The sequence below is a fragment of the Nostoc linckia z4 genome (genome assembly GCF_002608075.1).
GTDB lineage: Bacteria > Cyanobacteriota > Cyanobacteriia > Cyanobacteriales > Nostocaceae > Nostoc > Nostoc linckia.
The window spans coordinates 38,492-56,536 of the sequence record NZ_LAHA01000053.1 but is presented as its reverse complement, the minus strand read 5'-3'; the positions used below and the strand labels follow the sequence as shown (position 1 = coordinate 56,536).

Annotated in this window: 11 protein-coding genes and 1 pseudogene; 4 read left to right on the top strand and 8 right to left on the bottom strand. The window is 39.2% G+C overall.

Translation table 11 applies throughout. The annotated features are described in order from the left end of the window. Positions 1–923: 923 nt before the first annotated feature. Positions 924–1,454, top strand: a pseudogene (locus tag VF06_RS29770) (HetZ-related protein 2); the annotation flags it as partial. 226 nt (positions 1,455–1,680) lie between these two features. On the opposite strand, the gene VF06_RS29765 reads toward VF06_RS29770, so the two are convergent. From VF06_RS29765 to VF06_RS29745, 4 genes are all read right to left on the bottom strand, one after another. Beyond that, positions 1,681–3,306, bottom strand: a complete 1,626-nt coding sequence (locus VF06_RS29765; RefSeq protein WP_099068823.1) for an IS1634 family transposase — start codon at positions 3,304–3,306, stop codon at positions 1,681–1,683. Positions 3,307–4,527: 1,221 nt separating this feature from the next. After that, positions 4,528–7,665, bottom strand: coding sequence for an efflux RND transporter permease subunit (locus VF06_RS29755; RefSeq protein WP_099068980.1), 3,138 nt, complete (start codon positions 7,663–7,665; stop codon positions 4,528–4,530). A 2-nt stretch (positions 7,666–7,667) separates the two neighbouring features. Then, positions 7,668–9,338, bottom strand: coding sequence for an efflux RND transporter periplasmic adaptor subunit (locus tag VF06_RS29750; RefSeq protein ID WP_099068979.1), 1,671 nt, complete (start codon positions 9,336–9,338; stop codon positions 7,668–7,670). 580 nt (positions 9,339–9,918) lie between these two features. Further along, entirely contained in the window at positions 9,919–10,641 is a 723-nt protein-coding gene (locus tag VF06_RS29745) for a DUF305 domain-containing protein (RefSeq protein WP_099068978.1), read from the bottom strand. 383 nt (positions 10,642–11,024) lie between these two features. On the opposite strand from VF06_RS29745, the gene VF06_RS29740 reads away from it, so the two are divergent. Next, on the top strand, positions 11,025–11,924 hold the full coding sequence (locus tag VF06_RS29740; RefSeq protein WP_099068977.1) for a polysaccharide deacetylase family protein: 900 nt from the start codon (positions 11,025–11,027) through the stop codon (positions 11,922–11,924). Positions 11,925–11,976: 52 nt separating this feature from the next. Here VF06_RS29740 and VF06_RS29735 read toward each other — a convergent pair whose 3' ends face one another. After that, positions 11,977–12,690, bottom strand: a complete 714-nt coding sequence (locus tag VF06_RS29735; RefSeq protein WP_244917945.1) for a glycoside hydrolase family 24 protein — start codon at positions 12,688–12,690, stop codon at positions 11,977–11,979. Positions 12,691–13,028: 338 nt separating this feature from the next. On the opposite strand from VF06_RS29735, the gene fldA reads away from it, so the two are divergent. After that, positions 13,029–13,541 (top strand): flavodoxin FldA, encoded by a 513-nt coding sequence (gene fldA / locus VF06_RS29730; RefSeq protein ID WP_099068975.1) that lies wholly within the window; start codon positions 13,029–13,031, stop codon positions 13,539–13,541. A gap of 72 nt (positions 13,542–13,613) precedes the next feature. On the opposite strand, the gene VF06_RS29725 is transcribed toward fldA, so the two are convergent. From VF06_RS29725 to gorA, 3 genes are all read right to left on the bottom strand, one after another. Then, a complete protein-coding gene (locus VF06_RS29725) occupies positions 13,614–14,951 on the bottom strand; it encodes a multicopper oxidase family protein (RefSeq protein WP_099068974.1) in 1,338 nt (445 codons plus the stop codon). 2 nt (positions 14,952–14,953) lie between these two features. After that, positions 14,954–15,937 (bottom strand): DUF4396 domain-containing protein, encoded by a 984-nt coding sequence (locus VF06_RS29720; RefSeq protein WP_218963783.1) that lies wholly within the window; start codon positions 15,935–15,937, stop codon positions 14,954–14,956. 80 nt (positions 15,938–16,017) lie between these two features. After that, a complete protein-coding gene (gene gorA, locus VF06_RS29715) occupies positions 16,018–17,361 on the bottom strand; it encodes a glutathione-disulfide reductase (protein WP_099068973.1) in 1,344 nt (447 codons plus the stop codon). Between the two features lie 277 nt (positions 17,362–17,638). Between gorA and VF06_RS29710 the strand changes: the two genes are divergently transcribed. Beyond that, positions 17,639–17,992, top strand: coding sequence for a four-helix bundle copper-binding protein (locus tag VF06_RS29710; RefSeq protein WP_099068972.1), 354 nt, complete (start codon positions 17,639–17,641; stop codon positions 17,990–17,992). Positions 17,993–18,045 lie beyond the last annotated feature (53 nt).

Below are 18,045 nucleotides of genomic sequence, written 5' to 3'. Positions count from 1 at the left end.
CACACAAGTACTATCTGTAAGGGTTTCAAGCCGTAAAGACCATTTTAACTGTCATTACGAGCGAAGCGTTCGCGAAGCGTCTCGTAGAGAAGTAATCGCATAATCCCGTGGTTTTTGCGATTGCTTCGTCGTTCCTCCTCGCAATGACAGGCTTTCGGAGCGATCCAACAGCTTAGGGATAGACGACGAAACCAAGTGTGAGGTGTAATTTCAAGACTTGTGTGTACACCGTAGGCTCTTCGGGAGGGGAGACAAAGCTACGCTTTGGCTCTTTGGGTTTTTCGGGTACACAAAATAACTTTAATAGTATGGAATAAAACCTGTTTTGTTTGCCAATTTCCCCTGATAAAATTCAGTCAATATCCTGTATTTTTCCATTGCAGTATCAATCCTGGCGATGGCATCTTATTAAGCATCAATTAGCTTGATATATATATTCGTAAAGTCAAAATTATTATTGATTGCTAATTCCCATGTATACACTTAGTGAAACTATATTTATGGTTTCTAGTAAAACCAAGTATTTAACTACGTAAAATATTGGCGAGAGTTGAAACTTATACGGGTGAAATTACGTCTCATGTTGAGTTAAATTATATTCGTTCCTCGATTGGGTTCCTGAAATTCAAATTTCCCCAACCCATCTTTTGTAATGATGTATTATCCTCACTACTCTAAATACATTTTTGTTGTTAGTTGAAAAACATAACTTAACAAAAAGTTTAAATTAATAGAATTGACGGAAATCCCTCATAGACATTGGTTTAGGGCACTTTGAATATCGAAGGAAAACATAACTAGAGAAATTTCTGCATAAAGTTAGTGAATTTAGACGTAATAAAAGTGGAATCACTGAAACGTTTTCATGAAACTCATGAAATCCAGGGCAATTGCCAGTTAAACAATTAGGTTAGATGGGATGAATGGGGGTTGTGATGCAAACTTCAAAATTGAGTTTCGAGGAGCGCAATCTCGCTATGACAAAGGATTTGGAAAAACTGGCTTTGGATTGGCAAAGGCGCTTGACTGTAGAATGTCCAGAACAAAGTGAAGCTACAAGACAAAGTATTACTCTCTGGCTCTTGGGATCTGACTCAAAACGGTTTGATATGTTTAACCCGAAAGAACTTGAGATCGCCAAGCAAGCGATGGAGTATCGCTGGAGAATTTTACGTCAACGCTACTTAGGGTTAGGGCGAGAACGTGCCTATCGTAACTTGATAACGCGACTGGGGAGCTTGGCAACATTACGAAATAAAATTCAGACTTGGGTGGCTCTTAGCCGCGATCGCCAGCGTAGTGTAGTAGATGTATTACAAGAAGTACTACAAGAATTACTGCAAAATGACACCTACATGCAACAGCAAATGGTTGACATTGCCAAATATACAAGCGATCGGCGATTAGCCGATGCTTTGTTGTTTGCCAGCGTAGAAGAATATTGTTTGCGTCCAGCCCACATTCCGCACTTCAAGTTGAAGTATAAATAGATTACAGTCAAGTAAAAAGCAAAAAATCAGGATAATTAAGAAAACAAAACTAAATTAATCTACGGCGTGAAGAGAAATAATCAAATCTTTTATATTTGACTTATAAAATGGCACTAAAAATTTGAGGAATAATCTTACTATTCCTGCGGATATTGATAAATTATTATTCACTCTCTAGATGTTCTTGAGATTAATAAAGTAGATAATATTTTTGACAAGATGATGGCAGACAATTCAAAATAAAATGGCGTTCTGACGTTAAATTAATAATTTGACTAACCCCATTTAAAGTTAAAAGATGAATTCCTTGAAAACATTGAAATACCCATCTTAATGTCGGACTAATCGTTAACTTTCCTAGTTGATTTTTGATTCCGATTTTGATTCGTTTTAAACTACTTCTCAGTTCCCTTTGACCAAGATTATAAACTAACAAGCACAAAGACATTAAAAATAACATTGTCTCAATTCGTTCCGGGTTTTCTACAAATAAACTATCGGCAAAAAATAAAGGGTCTTTTAAAAATCTAAATCCTCTCTCACAAGACTGTTGATTTTTATAATTTTTCAGAATTTCTGATGGCTCTAACTTATTCTCATCAACTAAATTAGTTGCTAAAATAAATCTTCCAGCTTCTTTTCTTCGTATTTCTATCTCTTCTGGTTTTTCATAACCCATTCCTTCTATTTTATAAATAATCTTATTGTCTTTAGATTTACTTTCAATAAGTTTAACTTCTTTAATTTCAAACAGTTTCAATTTTTTGTTGATGACTTTTAGCTTATATCTAGCTTGCTCCGGAGTTTCAAAATTTTCTTTTTTTAATTCTTTAAGTAGTTTTTCAACTTTATCTTTTTCTTGTTTTAGCTTTTTATTTAGCTTGTCTAAATCACTATCTTTTCTTTTTTGACTTTCTACTATTAGCCAAACTTGATTAATTCCACCATAATTGACTATTTCTTCTTTCCATGTATATCCGTCTAAATTTTGAGTGGCTCTTTTCTCTTTTTCTTCTTTACTTATCTCTTCTATCTCTACAGACTGAACTAATTCTTGTGCTTTCTTAATTGTCATCGGTACCCGACTTATCCATTTTAAATGTTCAATTAGTTTGAGATTTTCTTGACTATATAATGCGCTATCGCAAACCATAATACTATCAAAATTTATTTGTTTTTTAAACTCTACTAATATTTGACCAAATACTGCTTTATCCGCTTCATTACCATCTCCTGCTCTCATTAATAATGGTATATCTCCATCACTACTCGTGATTAAATCTAAAACGCATTGCTTCAAATCTGGTCTGTGGTCACGAGAATATCCTTTGGTTATAATTATTGGTCTTTCTCTAGTTATTTCTGATTCTTTTTCCTGATTCTCTTCACATTTATATTCACCATGTAGATGAAATGATGTCGCATCAAGATGTGAATATTTTGTATCTATCTTAAATTTCTTAATCACTGATAATCCAATTTCTATAAACAGATTATTCAATCCATATTTATATAATTTATCCATTACTCTGCCAATTTTATCATCATTGAGATAATCCCTTTCTACATCTTCTCCCAATAATATTTCTATTGCTTTATCATCAAAAAACTGACTGAACAAATATAAAGGTCTTGATACAAATCCTAATCCATTTATTAAAATCGCTTTGACTAATATTCCCCCTGTAATCTTTTCTCGAGGGTCTATTCCTAATTTTGAATTAATTGTTTCAACTATTCCTATTTCATCAATTAGCCCAGCTACTATTCCTAGGTGATCGATATTTTTAATCTTCGCTTCTGTGATTGGAGACATTTTTTACTTCTCAAAATTTTTGAGTTTTTTTGATTGTCTCACGGATAGCATCGCTCCTCAGTCGATATCACAAAACAATGTATATTTATTCTTGTAAAAGACCTAAAAACAAGCATTTATAAGCTTTTTACCCACTTTATACTTCACAATATAGATTTATTCTTAATTTCAATTTACTTAAACCTTCTGAGTATTTTTATTTACTCATATCAGCGCGGATTTATGTAATATTTTTAGACTACATTATGAAGTGCGGAATGTGGGGTAATACATAANATTGTCTCACGGATAGCATCGCTCCTCAGTCGATATCACAAAACAATGTATATTTATTCTTGTAAAAGACCTAAAAACAAGCATTTATAAGCTTTTTACCCACTTTATACTTCACAATATAGATTTATTCTTAATTTCAATTTACTTAAACCTTCTGAGTATTTTTATTTACTCATATCAGCGCGGATTTATGTAATATTTTTAGACTACATTATGAAGTGCGGAATGTGGGGTAATACATAAACAATTATTAATTTCAATCATCATATCTTGATTCAAAAAGTAAAAGAAATTAAGATCAATAACCTTTACAGGTTGATTGATACCTTAGTTATGCTGAGGAATTTAGACAAAATTAATCAGATTTTGAAACCTAATTCATAAACTTAGACCTAGAAAAGTATTTATCTACTACATTACTTATTTTGACATTTAAAAATGAAACCAGCATGAAAAAATTATTAATTTTATAATTCTTTAAAAGAAGAAGTTAATGGATTTTTTACTATCAATTTATTGTTAGTATTTGATAATATAAAATAATGACAATTATCATGTAAAATTTGTAAACTTAGGTGGCAATGTTGTCACTCAGCAAACAAGGGAAATCAATCAACTGCGAAGCTAGCTCAAAAAAATCTACAATATAGACTATGTTGGATCTGCGGGTTCGGCTGTTGATCCCCCTAATACTGAACACAATCTTCTTTATCCAGAGTCACATTCAGAGTAATTAACTAAGCAGTGCAGTAATACATGAAAGTGCTTTCTCCCTGTGTTACTAGCTAAACCTTTTAGAGGTGTGCTACGTCTAGTTTTTATCTCTCGACGTAGCAACAAACCATAAAATTCAACTCTTGCAACACTACCCTTACTTCAAAGCTTTGTTGTGCTGAAATTCCAAGAAATGTTGGCAATAAAATTGAATGGCATCTTAGTATCAATTTATAATACTGATTGATTCTCAAAAACTGCTTTTGATACCTTGCCATCCTCTATAACTGACATAGTACGCTTAGGTAGCAAGAACTTACCAAACTTGGCATACAAAGCAGGCAAAACTACTAAAGTTAACGCCGTAGAGGTAAACAACCCACCTAACACAACTATCGACAATGGTTGTAAAATTTCTTTTCCAGGGCCACTCTCAACTACTAGAGGTGCTAATCCTAAAGCAGAGGTAAAAGCTGTCATCAAAATGGCATTCAGACGTTCCATTGACCCTTTAATAAGAACATCTTTAAGTGGTATACCCTCAGTAAATTTGGTGTTATAATTATCCACAAGTAACAAACCATTGCGGGTAGCAACTCCAAATAAAGTAATAAAACCAACCAAGGAGGCAATAGAAATAACGCCGCCAGACAAAGCTACTGAAAATACTCCCCCCACCAACGCCAAAGGCAAGTTAATCATAATCATGGCGGTAGAAGGGATAGATTTGACAGAAAGATACATGATGACTGTAATTGCGACAAAGGCGATCGCACTCGAAATTAAAATATTCTGAGTTGCTCTTTCTTCTGCCTCAAATTGTCCTGCATACTGAATATAGTAACCAGCAGGGATTTGCACTTGTTGCTTAACTTTCTCCCTAATTTCATTGACAATGGAACGCAAATCTCTACCATTAGCGTTAGCAGAAACAACAATCAAGCGGGATACATTCTCTCTATTTATAGTATTAGGGCCAGTACCATTTTCAATTGTTGCAACCTGTGCAAGAGGAATTTTTTGACCGTTAGGAGTATCAACTAACAAATTACGAATAGTATCCAAATTTTGTCTGGCATCTGGCTTTAACCACACAGCTAAATCGAAAGTTTGTTGTTTCTCTAAAACTTGAGAGACTACTCGTCCATTGAGAGCAGTTTCAATAATTTCGGAAAGTTTGCCTACTGTTAAACCATACCGTGAAGCAGCAGGTCGGTTGAATTTAATTTGTATTTGTTCAATTGGTATTTGGGGTTCTAGTTGTAAATCTACAATCCCATTCACAGTTTTCATGACATCATCAACCTGTTGTCCAATGATGCGGAGTTGTTCTAGATCGGAACCAAAAATTTTGACTGCGATCGCACTCCTCACCCCAGATAATACCTCATCCATGCGGTGTGAGATAAAACCGCCAATGTTTGGCGCTACCCCTGGTAACTTAGCAAATTCCTCCCGTAACTTCTCAATCGTTCCTTCCCTATCTTTCATCCCTGCGTCGCTTAACTCAATATCCAAGTGTCCTAAATTTACCCCGGCTGCGTCTCCATCTCCCGGCGCACGCCCAGAACGCAATTGCACGTAGGGAAATCTAGAGTCTCCCTTAAGTGCGTGCTGAAGTGCTTCACCAGCTGCATTAGTAGCTTCTAGAGAAACACCTGGATAAAGAGTTAGAGTATTCACCAAAGTTTGCTCTTGAAACTCTGGTAAAAATATTCTGCCAAAGGAGGGGACAATTACAGCCGCAGCCACCAAACTAGCAACCGCAGCGCCTATCACAATTCCAGAACGCCGCAGAGAAAATGTTAGTAGAGGACGATATAGCCTCTTAAAAAATCTCGCAACCCAAGGTTCTGTTTCTGGCAAGCGACCATAAGGTAATAAGATTGCACATAAAGCCGGAGTTACCGTCAATGCCGTAATACTAGAGGCTATGACTGCTGCCATATAGCCTAATCCCATTGGGATAAAAATGCTGCCTTCTACACCAGCTAAAGCAAAAACAGGAGAGAAGACAACTATGGTAATTATGGTAGCTCCAAATACCGAATCGCGTACCTCTTGACAACCGTCAAATACAACATCTAAAACTGGACGTGGGTTGGGTGAATATTTATTTTCTCGCAGGTTACGATAGACATTTTCGGCATCAACAATTGCATCATCAACTGCTGAACCAATTGCTACTGCTAACCCTCCCAAAGTCATAGTATTTAAACCTTGTCCTAACCAATTTAGTAGGAGTACTCCTAGTAATAAAGATAAAGGTAGGGCAGTTAAACAAATAGCTAGATTACGCCAATTCATCAAAAAAGGAATTAAAATTAAGGCAACAATAATGCTGCCTTCAATTAAAGCTTCTCGAACATTTTCAATAGAAGAATCGATATAGTTTTCTTGACGAAAAGTAGGTGTAACTTTGATATCTTTAGGCAATCCTGCTTGAATCTCTGACATTGCTGCTTCAATAGCACGGGTGACAGTAGGAGTATCGGCTTGAGGCTGTTTATTAACCATTACAATAACTGCCTTCTGACCGTTAAAACTGCCATCACCCCGTTTAATAGCTGCACCAATTTGCACATTAGCAATATCTGAGATTTTGACAGGCGTACCATTACGGGCGGTAATTACTGATTGCTGTAATTCTTCAATAGATTCAATTCTGCCAATCCCACGAATTAACTTTTCTCGGTCAGGAGTAATTAAATAGCCACCAGGAGCGTTAACATTAGCAGCTTTGGCTGCTTGCTCTACGTCTTCCAAAGTGACATTAAAGGCTCTTAGCTTCGCTGGATCTACTAATACTTGATATTGGCGAACATCGCCACCATAGGCGACAACTTGGCTAACACCAGGCACAGCTAAAAGGCGGTTTGTTACTTGCCAATCAACAATCCGCCGCACTTCCATTAAAGGAGTGCTTTGGGAGGTGAAGGCATATTGTAATACAGTGCCAATGGGAGAACTAGTGGGAGAAATTTGCGGAGTTTCTACCCCTTCGGGAAGCTTACTTTGAGCTTGTTGTAATCGCTCTGTTACTAGCTGGCGAGCTTGATAAATATCAGTATCCCAGTTAAAAATGACTTTGACGACAGAAATTCCTGCTGCTGAAGATGAGCGTACTGCCGTTACTCCAGGAGTACCGTTAATCGCACTTTCAATTGGTAAAGTTACCAGGGATTCTAATTCTTCGGGGGCGAGTCCTGGTGCTTCAGTTTGAATTTCAACTTGAGGTGGTGCAAAACTGGGGAAAACATCCAAGGGCATTTGGATAATCGTCCGAAATATCCAAATTGTCAGGATAATTGTACCTAATATGACTAACCAACGGCGAGCGATCGCCCACTTGATGATAGCACTGAGCATCTTTATTGTTGAGTATTTTTACTGATAATTATGACTTTTGGTTCTTCATGAGGCGCGCGGTGGTTATCATCTGAGTTTGTAGAACCATTAATAGAATCTTCTGGTACATCATAGGCAAGTTCTGCCCCTACTGGAACTAGTTGAGGCTTGCTGCGACGGCCTGCCATGAAACCTACAGCAGCTATTGCAGTTCCTCCACCTGCTCCTAGCAACCACAACGGTACTGGGAAGCTGGGCGTTTTAACTTCAGTCGCTTGTGCAGGAGCTTCTTTTGTCTCACCTGTTGGCTTAGTACCACCCCGCAATGATTGTGCATAAAGTTGTGGTGCGCGTTGAGTGACAATCATATCGCCCTCAAATAAGCCACTCTTAACCTCAACCATATCTCCAGAAGTCTGACCTAATGTGACTTCAGCTGTTTGGTAAGCATTACCATTTTGCACGTAAACAACTTTCTTACCATTCGCATCAACCACTGCTGAGGTAGGAATAGCTGAAATAGCAGAAGACGTTTGGTTTGTCAGGACTTCTAGCTCGGCGAACATTCCTGGTTTGAGTTGTCCGCTTGAATTCTCTATCTCTGCTTGTACTGGTACAACTCTTGTTTCTCCTTCTACCACCGTTCCAATCCGGGAAATTCGTCCAGAAAAGGTACGCTCAGGCACACTGGCTACTTTTAGAGTCACCCTTTGACCAGTTCTTACCTTGCTTAAATCTTTTTCATAAACGTTAGCTGTGGCGAAAAGCCGACTGTCGTTGGCAATCGTCATCAATTTGCCACCTGCATCATTAAAAGTTTGACCAATAGTAACTTCTCTATCAGCAACCTTACCAGAGATGGGAGCGGTTACTGTTACTAGTCCTTTAGCATTGGGAAGGTTTCCCAGCTGAGCAAGTCGAGTTTGATAACTAGTATTACTGCGATTAATATTTGACTTTGCTAGTTGAACTGATGCTTGAGCGCGTTTGAGTTGATTTTCTGCCCCGATAACGTCCCGACGGCTGTTAGCTTTGGTAAGTTCGGCTTTTGCCTGCGCTAGCTGGGTTTGAGATTCTAAGGCATTGCGTCGCGGTAAAGCACCTTCAGTGGCTAACTGTTTGTCTTTGTTGTACTTTTCTTGAGCAAAGTCAACTTGACTCTGTGCTTGGGCAATTTCAGAGTCGGCTATTTGTTGATATTTTTGATAATTTTGTTGAGCCAGTCTTAAGTCAGCTTCCGCCAGCTGTAAATCAGCTTGACCTTGTGCTAATTTGTCCTGAGATTCCACACGCAATGTCACTAAATCTGGGCTGGTTACAACAGCAATAGGTTGACCTTTCTTTACTGACGCACCTGGTTCTACCAACAATTCAACAACTTTCGCCCCAGCAATTGGGGTAGTCACTTCCACTTTTTGGCTGGGAAGAGTTTCAATTTGTCCAGTAGTTTTAATACCAATGGCTAACCGCTGACGCTGGACAGGCTCGACTTTAATCCCTAACCGTTTGGCTGTGTCGGCATCAACCTGAATAGAATTATTAGTTGAAGTGGCTTCACTTCCTCCTTGAAATTCGTCTCCATGTCCACCATGAGCCAGGACAACTGCGGGACTTGCTAATAACAGCAGGCTCAGGAATGTGCCAGAAACATAACGAATAGCTGTAGGTGTTTGGGAGCGTAGAGAATTAGACATCGCTACTAAAAGTCCTTGAGTATGGGACGGATGAAATTGTCAACGGTCAAAAGTACTTTTAAGTTTTAGAAATACACTCTTTTACTAGTATTTCATTCAGAAATGAAATTAGGATGAAATCAGGTTTTGACCGCTCTCAGAATCACATCACTCTAAACACAACTGGAATTCAAGAAAGCAAGTGTTCCCTATTTATTTGGCATTGGATACTTGCATCATGCTTCACATAGATACTTTTGCTTACCCTTTAGGTGACGCTCTTACTGACGCTGGACTACTCGCTAACACCAGTTCTCTAGCTTGGGAAACCTCTTAGGGTGAAGCTCTTAACGTCGTTACCACTGAGTTTGCAAAGCGTCTCGTTCGCTGTCTTCGTCCCCGTACCATTCCGGGGATCTTGCTACGCGCAGCGTCCCGTAAAGGCTACGGCATAGCTACGCTTAGGGTGCAGCCTAAGAAGAGAAGAGAAGATAGCCAGTTCCCTACGGCGGGTTTCCCGCCTACCCTGCGGTTTCTGCGTACTCCTGCAAAGAAGCAAGCTACGCGGAGCATTCCGTAGGGAAGCACTACAGGACTAGACTCACTGGTTATACCAAGTTTTTCGCCACTGTTTCATTTGGTTAATTTCTGCTTGCTGTGAATCAATAATACTTTGAGCCAATTTCTTGATTTCAGGACGCTTAGATTTGCTCAATGCATCTTGAGCCATTGTAATTGCACTTTCATGATGGGGAATCATTGCATTTATGAACCGCAAGTCAAACTCAGTATCGGCGGCTCCTAAGTCCATATTCATCATCATCCCTTGCATCTGCTGGTGAGGCATTGGGACTGTTTTACCTGTTTTCGCATCATAAGCAACTGGGGTAATGCTTGCAGAGGGATACCAAGCTGTGCGCCACTGTTTCAACTGGGCAATTTCTTTGTCTTGAGCTTTGATAATTTCCGAAGCCAGCTTTTTGATTTCAGGACGTTTTGATTTCTCCTGTGCAACATTCGCCATCTCCACTGCTCCTTGGTGGTGCGGAATCATCGCATCAATAAAGCGCAAATCATAATTAACATCGGCTGAACCTAAATCCATTACCATGTCGTGGTTCATTGTGCTACCACCTTGATTCATCATGCTACCATCGTGATTCATCGGTTGCTTGTCGCTAGTATCAGTGGCGGTGGTAGTAGGGTTTGATGCTTGGTTTTGGGAAGTAGTTGTAGAACAGGCTGTTAACAAGCCGCTAGGAACAGAGGCGATCGCTATTAAGGTAAATGACAAAAAGCTGTTTTTCAGAGTAGAAAGTTGCATAGTGATTATCTAAATGTTTCCTGATTTCATTTTGCAATCTCCAGTAAACTGGAGAGTCAACCCTTTAGGTAATTTATTCTTTTCTCAGGTAATAAAATCACCCAAGTAACTGGTTGCTTACAATGCAAATATCGTACTTACTAAATAGTTTGACAGCCGAAGATGAAATCAGGATGAAATTAAAGGTTGCTGCTCTTGGCAAAGACTAGCTACAAGGAATTAGAACACTGTAATACAGGACTACAGGGTGATAATTCTTTTGTGACACCCCGCTTTGCTTTGCCGACGTTAGCTCCAGAGTTCAGAATATGGCAAATAATCATGTTATGAAAGTAACGTATTTAAAATAATTTGCCTTTGTAGTAAATATAAGTAAATCTAATATGGTAAAGCTGAAATTATTGATTGGAGGAATAGTATTCATCCCGCTAGTCGCAGTCCTATGCGACTTTAGTTTCGGAAGATTTTGGTTTTCAGAACGCTCAGACCATCAAAAATTAGTCAAAAAACCAGAACAACTCAGTGCCAGCGCTGTGAGCAATCAGCATAGTTCGGTATCCGATAAAGCCAGTGTTGCACAAGTAAACAGCCACATCTTTACAGTCCCTAATGAGTTTCAGGGAAAAATTATTCAACAGGCACAACTGAATAAACCAGACAAAGTTATCGCGCTAACTTTTGATGATGGCCCTGCACCTAAATACACACAACAGGTGTTAGAAATACTGAAGCAACAAAATATTAAGGCAACATTCTTCTGTGTGGGGGAGATGGTGCATTATTTTCCCCAAATTGCCAAGCTAGAGGTAGCCGATGGTCACGCAATTGGTAATCATACGTGGCATCACTGGTATCGGCATATGAACCTGTCTGTTGCTGCGCGTGAGATTGAGTCCACCGCAACAGCTATTTACCAAATTATGGGAGTAAAAACTTTTCTGTTTCGTCCGCCTTATGGCATCCTCAACAATGGTGTAGCTGATTACGCTCAAAAGAATAATTACGCTGTTCTCATGTGGTCAGATGACTCGATCGACTATCGCCGTCCTCCAGTATCCAGACTCGTCAATAATGTGCTGAAGGACGCAAAGCCTGGTGGCATAGTACTGATGCATGATGGTGGGGGCGATCGCTCACATACAGTTAAAGCTTTACCGCAAATTATTGCTTCACTTAAACAGGATGGTTATAAGTTTGTAACCATCCCAGAATTGTTAGAAATGCAGGCAAAAAAATCACCGTTAACAACAGCACAGTTTCATCAAGAGCATAAAGGTGCATAGATTTAAGTTATTACTTTTCTACTGAAATTTATCTATTTTTTCTTTCTCAGAATTATCTTGTTTTTATTGCTGTTAATTCCTCTGTTAGCACTCGCTGATAAACCTGTGATAGCAAAGGCGTAGCTTGATTATTTTCTGTACCATATCCCAAACTTGTCCAAGTACCAGATAACAATTGTAAAACCTGATTTAGTTTCCCTTGTCTCAGCAGAACTGCAATATCAACTCCCCAAACGTGGCGATCAGTGAGCCAGGCGTATACCACTTGATCTTGAATTTCTGGTTCAAAACTCTTAGGATTTTCGCTTGATAAATTAAAGAATTTATGATGGTATTTTTTTAATTTTTCCTGCCAGGTAGTTGTCAGAATTTGATAGCGTCCTGCTGCTGTACTACACTCGCTTTTATGAGGGCCAGAAACAATTGTTATGCACTGATTGGGATGACGACTGAAATTGGAAAAATGCCTACCACCATAGAGTAAAGTATAGGGGTTAGAATCTAAAGCTTCACTGGCAGTAATAGTACGCATTAGTGCGCGAATGTAAGGATCGCCTTCTTTCATTACTAAAGGTGGAGTGTGTTCAGGAATGGTAGAGGTTTTGCGAGTGCTAAATCCTTGCCAAAGCACAATTAACGAAACTATAAATAATATTCCAATAATTAGCGATCGCCACTTCAACTTCCTTTGCTTAAGCAAGTGAATTTTAGCTAAATCTAAAGAGTGTATTTTATTAGCACTTATCTCAAGAAGTCGCTTAAACACTATTAGCAAAAATTTCCTATCTTGTGACATCAGAGTAAATTTAATTTAAAAATAATTGAGTATTTATACATACCAAGATGAAATTAAGATGAAATCATTATCAGTCGTTAGAGATAAATTATAATCATGCCATTAGGAAGATGAAGTTTATACTTGTAACCTTTTAAGTTGAAGCGAGAAACTTTTGTCATCAAATGTGTATGGCGTAGCATAAATCATTTACCATTTTACTTGATATAAGCTGATAGCACCTAAACACAACAGTAGCTTCAAGAAAAAGTAGTGACTGTATAAACACAACGTAAAACAATTAGTCAAAGGAAAATAATGGAGGAGAAATGGCTAATATTGGCTTATTTTTTGGCACTCAAACAAGTAACACTCAGACGGAAGCAGAAATAATTCAAAAGGAATTTGGTGGAGAAGACGTAGTAACTTTAAATGATATTTCACAAGCTGAACCAAATGATTTTAATGATTACGCTTATATCATCATTGGTTGTCCAACCTGGAATATTGGGGAGTTACAAAGTGATTGGGAAAGTTTCTATGATGAGCTAGATAACATTGACTTTAGTGGCAAAAAAGTTGCTTATTTTGGAGCAGGCGATCAGGTTGGTTATCCTGATAGTTTTCAAGATGCAATAGGGATTTTATCAGAAAAAATTTCAGAAAATGGTGGTGAAACAGTTGGCTATTGGTCTACAGATGGTTATGAATTTACTGAGTCTAAAGCCGTCCGCGATGGTAAATTTGTAGGTTTAGCGCTTGATGAGGATAATCAATCTGATTTAACGAATGAACGAATTAAAGCTTGGGTTACTCAACTCAAGCAAGAATTTGGTTTATAAAAGGTATAAAGTCTCGCATTGAACAGGCGCAGTTCTGAACTAGCCTTCTCGATCGCTCAAGCTTATTTCAACTTAGGTAACGTTGATAATCATTGTTAAACCACCTCCACCTTCTACCTCAACATTATCGTTTGTTGCGTGATGGGCAATGTGGCAATGTAGCAACCACTTACCCTGATCGCGAGCTGTCCAAATTACGTCATAGCGTTCACCGGGAGCTACATTGATAGTATCCTTTTCAATTTGGGCAGTGGCCGGTAGGAGATTACCATCTGTTTCAATAATTTTGAATGGCCCACCATGAATATGCATTGGGTGGATGAAGGCATTATTTGAGCCAATAAAGCGGAAGCGGATTTTTTGACCAATTTTGGCGTTGATTGTTTCAGTAGAGGGATAAGCTTTACCATTAATCGTGAAGAAGTTAGGCATTAGCCCTTCCATCGGCATTGCCGGAAAGGTGTAGCCTTGCTTTACTGTCCACTCCTGAAGCTGAACCACAAAGTCTTGATCGTAGGCAGGAGTTTCTGGTTTATTCTTGGGATCGATGATTAATGCACCGTACATCCCTAAAGTTTGCTGGCGGTCTACATCTTTGTGAGAGTGGTAAAAGTAAGTGCCTGCTTGCTTGACAGTGAATTCGTAGACATAGCTTGCACCAGGTAGAATTGGCTTTTGAGTAACATCAGCTGGCCCGTCCATGTTATTAGGTACAATCATGCCATGCCAATGTACTGTGGTTGATTCTGGTAAGTTGTTCTTGACTACAATCCGGACGCGATCGCCTTCAGTAACTCGAATCCGCGGCCCTGGAACTTGGTTGTTGAAAGCATAAGCAGCTACTTGAACATTTGGTAAGATATTCCATTTGATCAAAGAAACATCAAGGTTAAAGACCTTCACACCATTCTCTAGTTTAGGTGTTAGAGTCCGATCCCCTCGTGCATCAATGGGCGCAGTGTAGGCTATCTTTGTCAAGTCTACTGCTGCCATGTCTTCCATTGCTTCCATACTCATATCAGAGGTCATAATCATTCCTGGAGGCATAACTAAACCATTCATTTGAGTGACACTACTCATGGGTGCAGGCGGTAGTGATGATATTGGAGTCGGAGATTTCGCACCGCCCATATTCATCCCAGGCATTGACTCGTTATCGTTATTCATATTCATCCCAGGCATGGATTGGTTGCCCATATTCATTCCCGGCATTGACTCAGGCTGCATATTCCTAGCACTCATGGTAAAGTTGCCGTAGAGTGCGGCGATGAAAACACCAAATGCTAAGGCTAATAGTGTTAATAGCGTTACTGCTAGAAGTTGCGATCGCGTAGCTTTGGGTTTCATCACCATACCCGCGTGCGAATCGGCAGCAGAAGAATTCATATCTATATTTCGATGGGTTTTCATGGTTACATTCCTTCCATAGACTGGTCTGTGTCAGCATGGGGTGCAGGTACTTTATCGGAAGTTGCTGTAATTCCTTCTCTTTCAGCAGCTAAACTGTGACCACCTTTACCTAATGCCCGAACGGTTCCCATCCCATGTTTTAGACCAACAGCAACTAGCCACATATTGACGGGAAAAGCAACTATAAATCCTACTAAAGTTGCCAAAGACATCACGCCCCAGAACCGAATTGAGGTTGCCTCCATTGCTGTCATATCACGGCTCATCAGGATGACCATCACTGGAATCATTCCCGCCATCACCGCATTCATTGAAAGCCATTCCGGCATAAAAGAACGCCGGACGGCTTTGAGATATGAACCACCCAGCATATCTTTCATAAACAAAGATTGAAAAACAAACAGCCCAAAGGCAAAGCCAAAAAAATACTCAGAAATCACATCAAGCCACATGGGTAGTCCGAGGGTCATGGTAATTGCGGCAGCAACGATAATTCCCGTTGCATCACCAGCTAAACAATGAATTGTCGAACCAAGAGTCTGTTTCCACAATGGCTTGACAAACTCCTCATGTTGCATTGGGGCTGGTTCTTTACAAGACAGAATGTACAGTGCCGCACCAATTACTCCTGTGTAAAGAGTCACTAACAACCATCCCCACTTCATTACAGTTAGTTCAGGATTACTGGTAAACGCATCCCAGGCTACATAAATCACTGAGAGAACTGTCAGACTAAACCAAACAATCAAAACAGTATTAATCCAAGCAGAATTTTTGAAATTTGCCTCATTCATGCCAGACATATTCATGCTGGGCATATTTGAGTTGCTCGCAGGCTGAGGTAAAGGTGAGTTTTGAGCAATAGAATTAGGAATTCTCTCAAGATAATCAGGTGATTTCTGGCCTATTCCCAAACGAGGAGTTAATAGCACTAATCCCAGAGTTAGTACTAGTAAAACTATCCATAAAATTGATTTGGGGCGCATATTTACCTTGGAATGTACAATAAGCTAGTTCTTCAAAAACATATCTTCTCAAATAGTTTTGGCTTTATGATTAGCAAAAGTTAGCGTAAGGTGAAAAATTCTTCCGCCGCTGAAGGATGGATACCAATTGTTGCATCAAAATCTTTTTTAGTGATACCTGTCCGAATAGCAAGTCCAAGACATTGAATAATCTCAGCAGCGTATTCACCGACCATATGAGCGCCGAGTACCTTATCTGATTTACTATCAACTACTAATTTAATGAGAGTTTTCTGTTCTGGTTCAGCAATGGCATCAAAAAGAGGTTGAAACCTTTGAGAATAGCAGTGTATTGATTCCCCAAATTTTTCACGCGCTTGGGCTTCAGTCAAGCCAATCGTAGCTGCTTCAGGTCGAGAAGAAAGTACTGAGGGAATGCACTCTAAATTCACAGTTCGGAGCTGATTACCAAACACCGTGTCAGCAAAAGCACGACCTGTGGCAATAGCAACAGGAGTCCAATGGGGTCGGTCAGTGCAATCTCCGACAGCAAAAATATTGGACTGGTTAGTGCAACTATATTCGTCTACTGCGATCGCTCCTTGTTTGACTTTAATACCTGCTTTTTCTAAATCAAGACCACTTAAATTAGGAACTCGACCTATGGCGCAAAGAACGGTATCTACAGTTAAAGTGTCTTGTTTATTTCCTAACAAACTCAAACATAAACCATCTTGAACTTTTTCAATTTTTTCAACAACAGTATTGCAGAAAATTTGAATACCATTTTTTATCATACTTTGCTGTACTGTAGCTCTAATATCTTCATCTCGACCTGGTAAAATACACTCTTCAGGCACTATTAAAGTAACTTTTGAAATCAGACCGTTCAAGCTGCCAGCAAACTTCACTGCTATCTGGTCACTACCAATAATCGCAATATGCTCCGGTTGCTGCTTGATTTCAAACATCTGACGTGTAGTAATAGCATATTCAATTCCTGGAATTTCGGGTTTTACAGCTTCTCCACCTACAGCAATTAATATTTTATTAGCAGTAATCTGGTGTCCCCCAACATCCAAAGTATGAGAATCTAAAAATCTTGTCTCTCCGTAAATTAGGCTTACTCCTGCTTCTTGAAGATGCTGAATATGCAATTTGTTTAAATGTTGGATCGCTCGGTCTTTAGCTGTCATAAATTTATGCCAATCAATGCGGTCATTCACTTTATCCCAGCCATATTCGTCAGCATCTTCAAAAACATGGGAAAAACTAGCAGCATATGCCATCAGTTTCTCTGGAATACAGCCATGAATTACACATGTGCCACCTACCTGGTCGCGTTCAGAAATTAACACACGAGCACCATAACCAGCAGATTGTCTAGCGGCAGCAAGACCTCCAGGCCCTGCGCCAATTATAAAGAGGTCATAATCAAAGCTCATAAATTATTAACTCAATTTTTAAGAACACTATATTTCCTTATATTTTTAGCTTTCCACACAGTGATGAAATTAATATGAAATCCTGGGAATTTTAATTAAAAAATAATCATGCATACTCAAATGAAATCAGCATGAAATTGGTCTATGTAATTAGTAATAAATATTATTCATACCATTAGGTAGACGCAAGCATATTGATAGTTTTTTAATGTAAGCACGAAGAAGGCATAAATACTGCCTCATGTGAAATTGACGACTTTAAATCGGAGGTATAATTATGACGACAGCCCAATCTCACCAATCCTTGCTTGAAACTTGCATAGAGGCTTGCTTTGATTGCCTACGCGATTGCGAGAACTGTGCCGATGCCTGTTTAAGTGGCAACATGGTACAGATGATGGCTCAATGCATTAAGTTGTGCCGAGACTGTGCTGATACTTGCGCTCTGTGTGCCCGTTTTATGTCTCGCAATTCGGCTCTCCATGCTCAGATGTGCGGAGTCTGTGCTGAAGCTTGCGATCGCTGTGCCAGTGAGTGCGAGAAACACGATAGCGACCACTGTAAACGCTGTGCCGAATCTTGCCGTCGCTGTGCGGATTCTTGTCGTCAAATGGCGAAAGCTATGGCGTAAGTAAGTGTAATTGCTGACTGCTGCGTTGCAAAATAATTAAAATTTATGCCACA

Excerpts from the sequence above, each read along its gene's own strand:
- VF06_RS29745 (WP_099068978.1), bottom strand. The coding sequence starts at position 10,641 with ATGCAACTTTCTACTCTGAAAAACAGCTTTTTGTCATTTACCTTAATA.
- VF06_RS29720 (WP_218963783.1), bottom strand. The coding sequence starts at position 15,937 with ATGCGCCCCAAATCAATTTTATGGATAGTTTTACTAGTACTAACTCTG.
- VF06_RS29755 (WP_099068980.1), bottom strand. The coding sequence starts at position 7,665 with ATGCTCAGTGCTATCATCAAGTGGGCGATCGCTCGCCGTTGGTTAGTC.
- gorA (WP_099068973.1), bottom strand. The coding sequence starts at position 17,361 with ATGAGCTTTGATTATGACCTCTTTATAATTGGCGCAGGGCCTGGAGGT.
- VF06_RS29710 (WP_099068972.1), top strand. The coding sequence starts at position 17,639 with ATGACGACAGCCCAATCTCACCAATCCTTGCTTGAAACTTGCATAGAG.
- VF06_RS29725 (WP_099068974.1), bottom strand. The coding sequence starts at position 14,951 with ATGAAAACCCATCGAAATATAGATATGAATTCTTCTGCTGCCGATTCG.
- VF06_RS29750 (WP_099068979.1), bottom strand. The coding sequence starts at position 9,338 with ATGTCTAATTCTCTACGCTCCCAAACACCTACAGCTATTCGTTATGTT.
- fldA (WP_099068975.1), top strand. The coding sequence starts at position 13,029 with ATGGCTAATATTGGCTTATTTTTTGGCACTCAAACAAGTAACACTCAG.
- VF06_RS29765 (WP_099068823.1), bottom strand. The coding sequence starts at position 3,306 with ATGTCTCCAATCACAGAAGCGAAGATTAAAAATATCGATCACCTAGGA.
- VF06_RS29740 (WP_099068977.1), top strand. The coding sequence starts at position 11,025 with ATGGTAAAGCTGAAATTATTGATTGGAGGAATAGTATTCATCCCGCTA.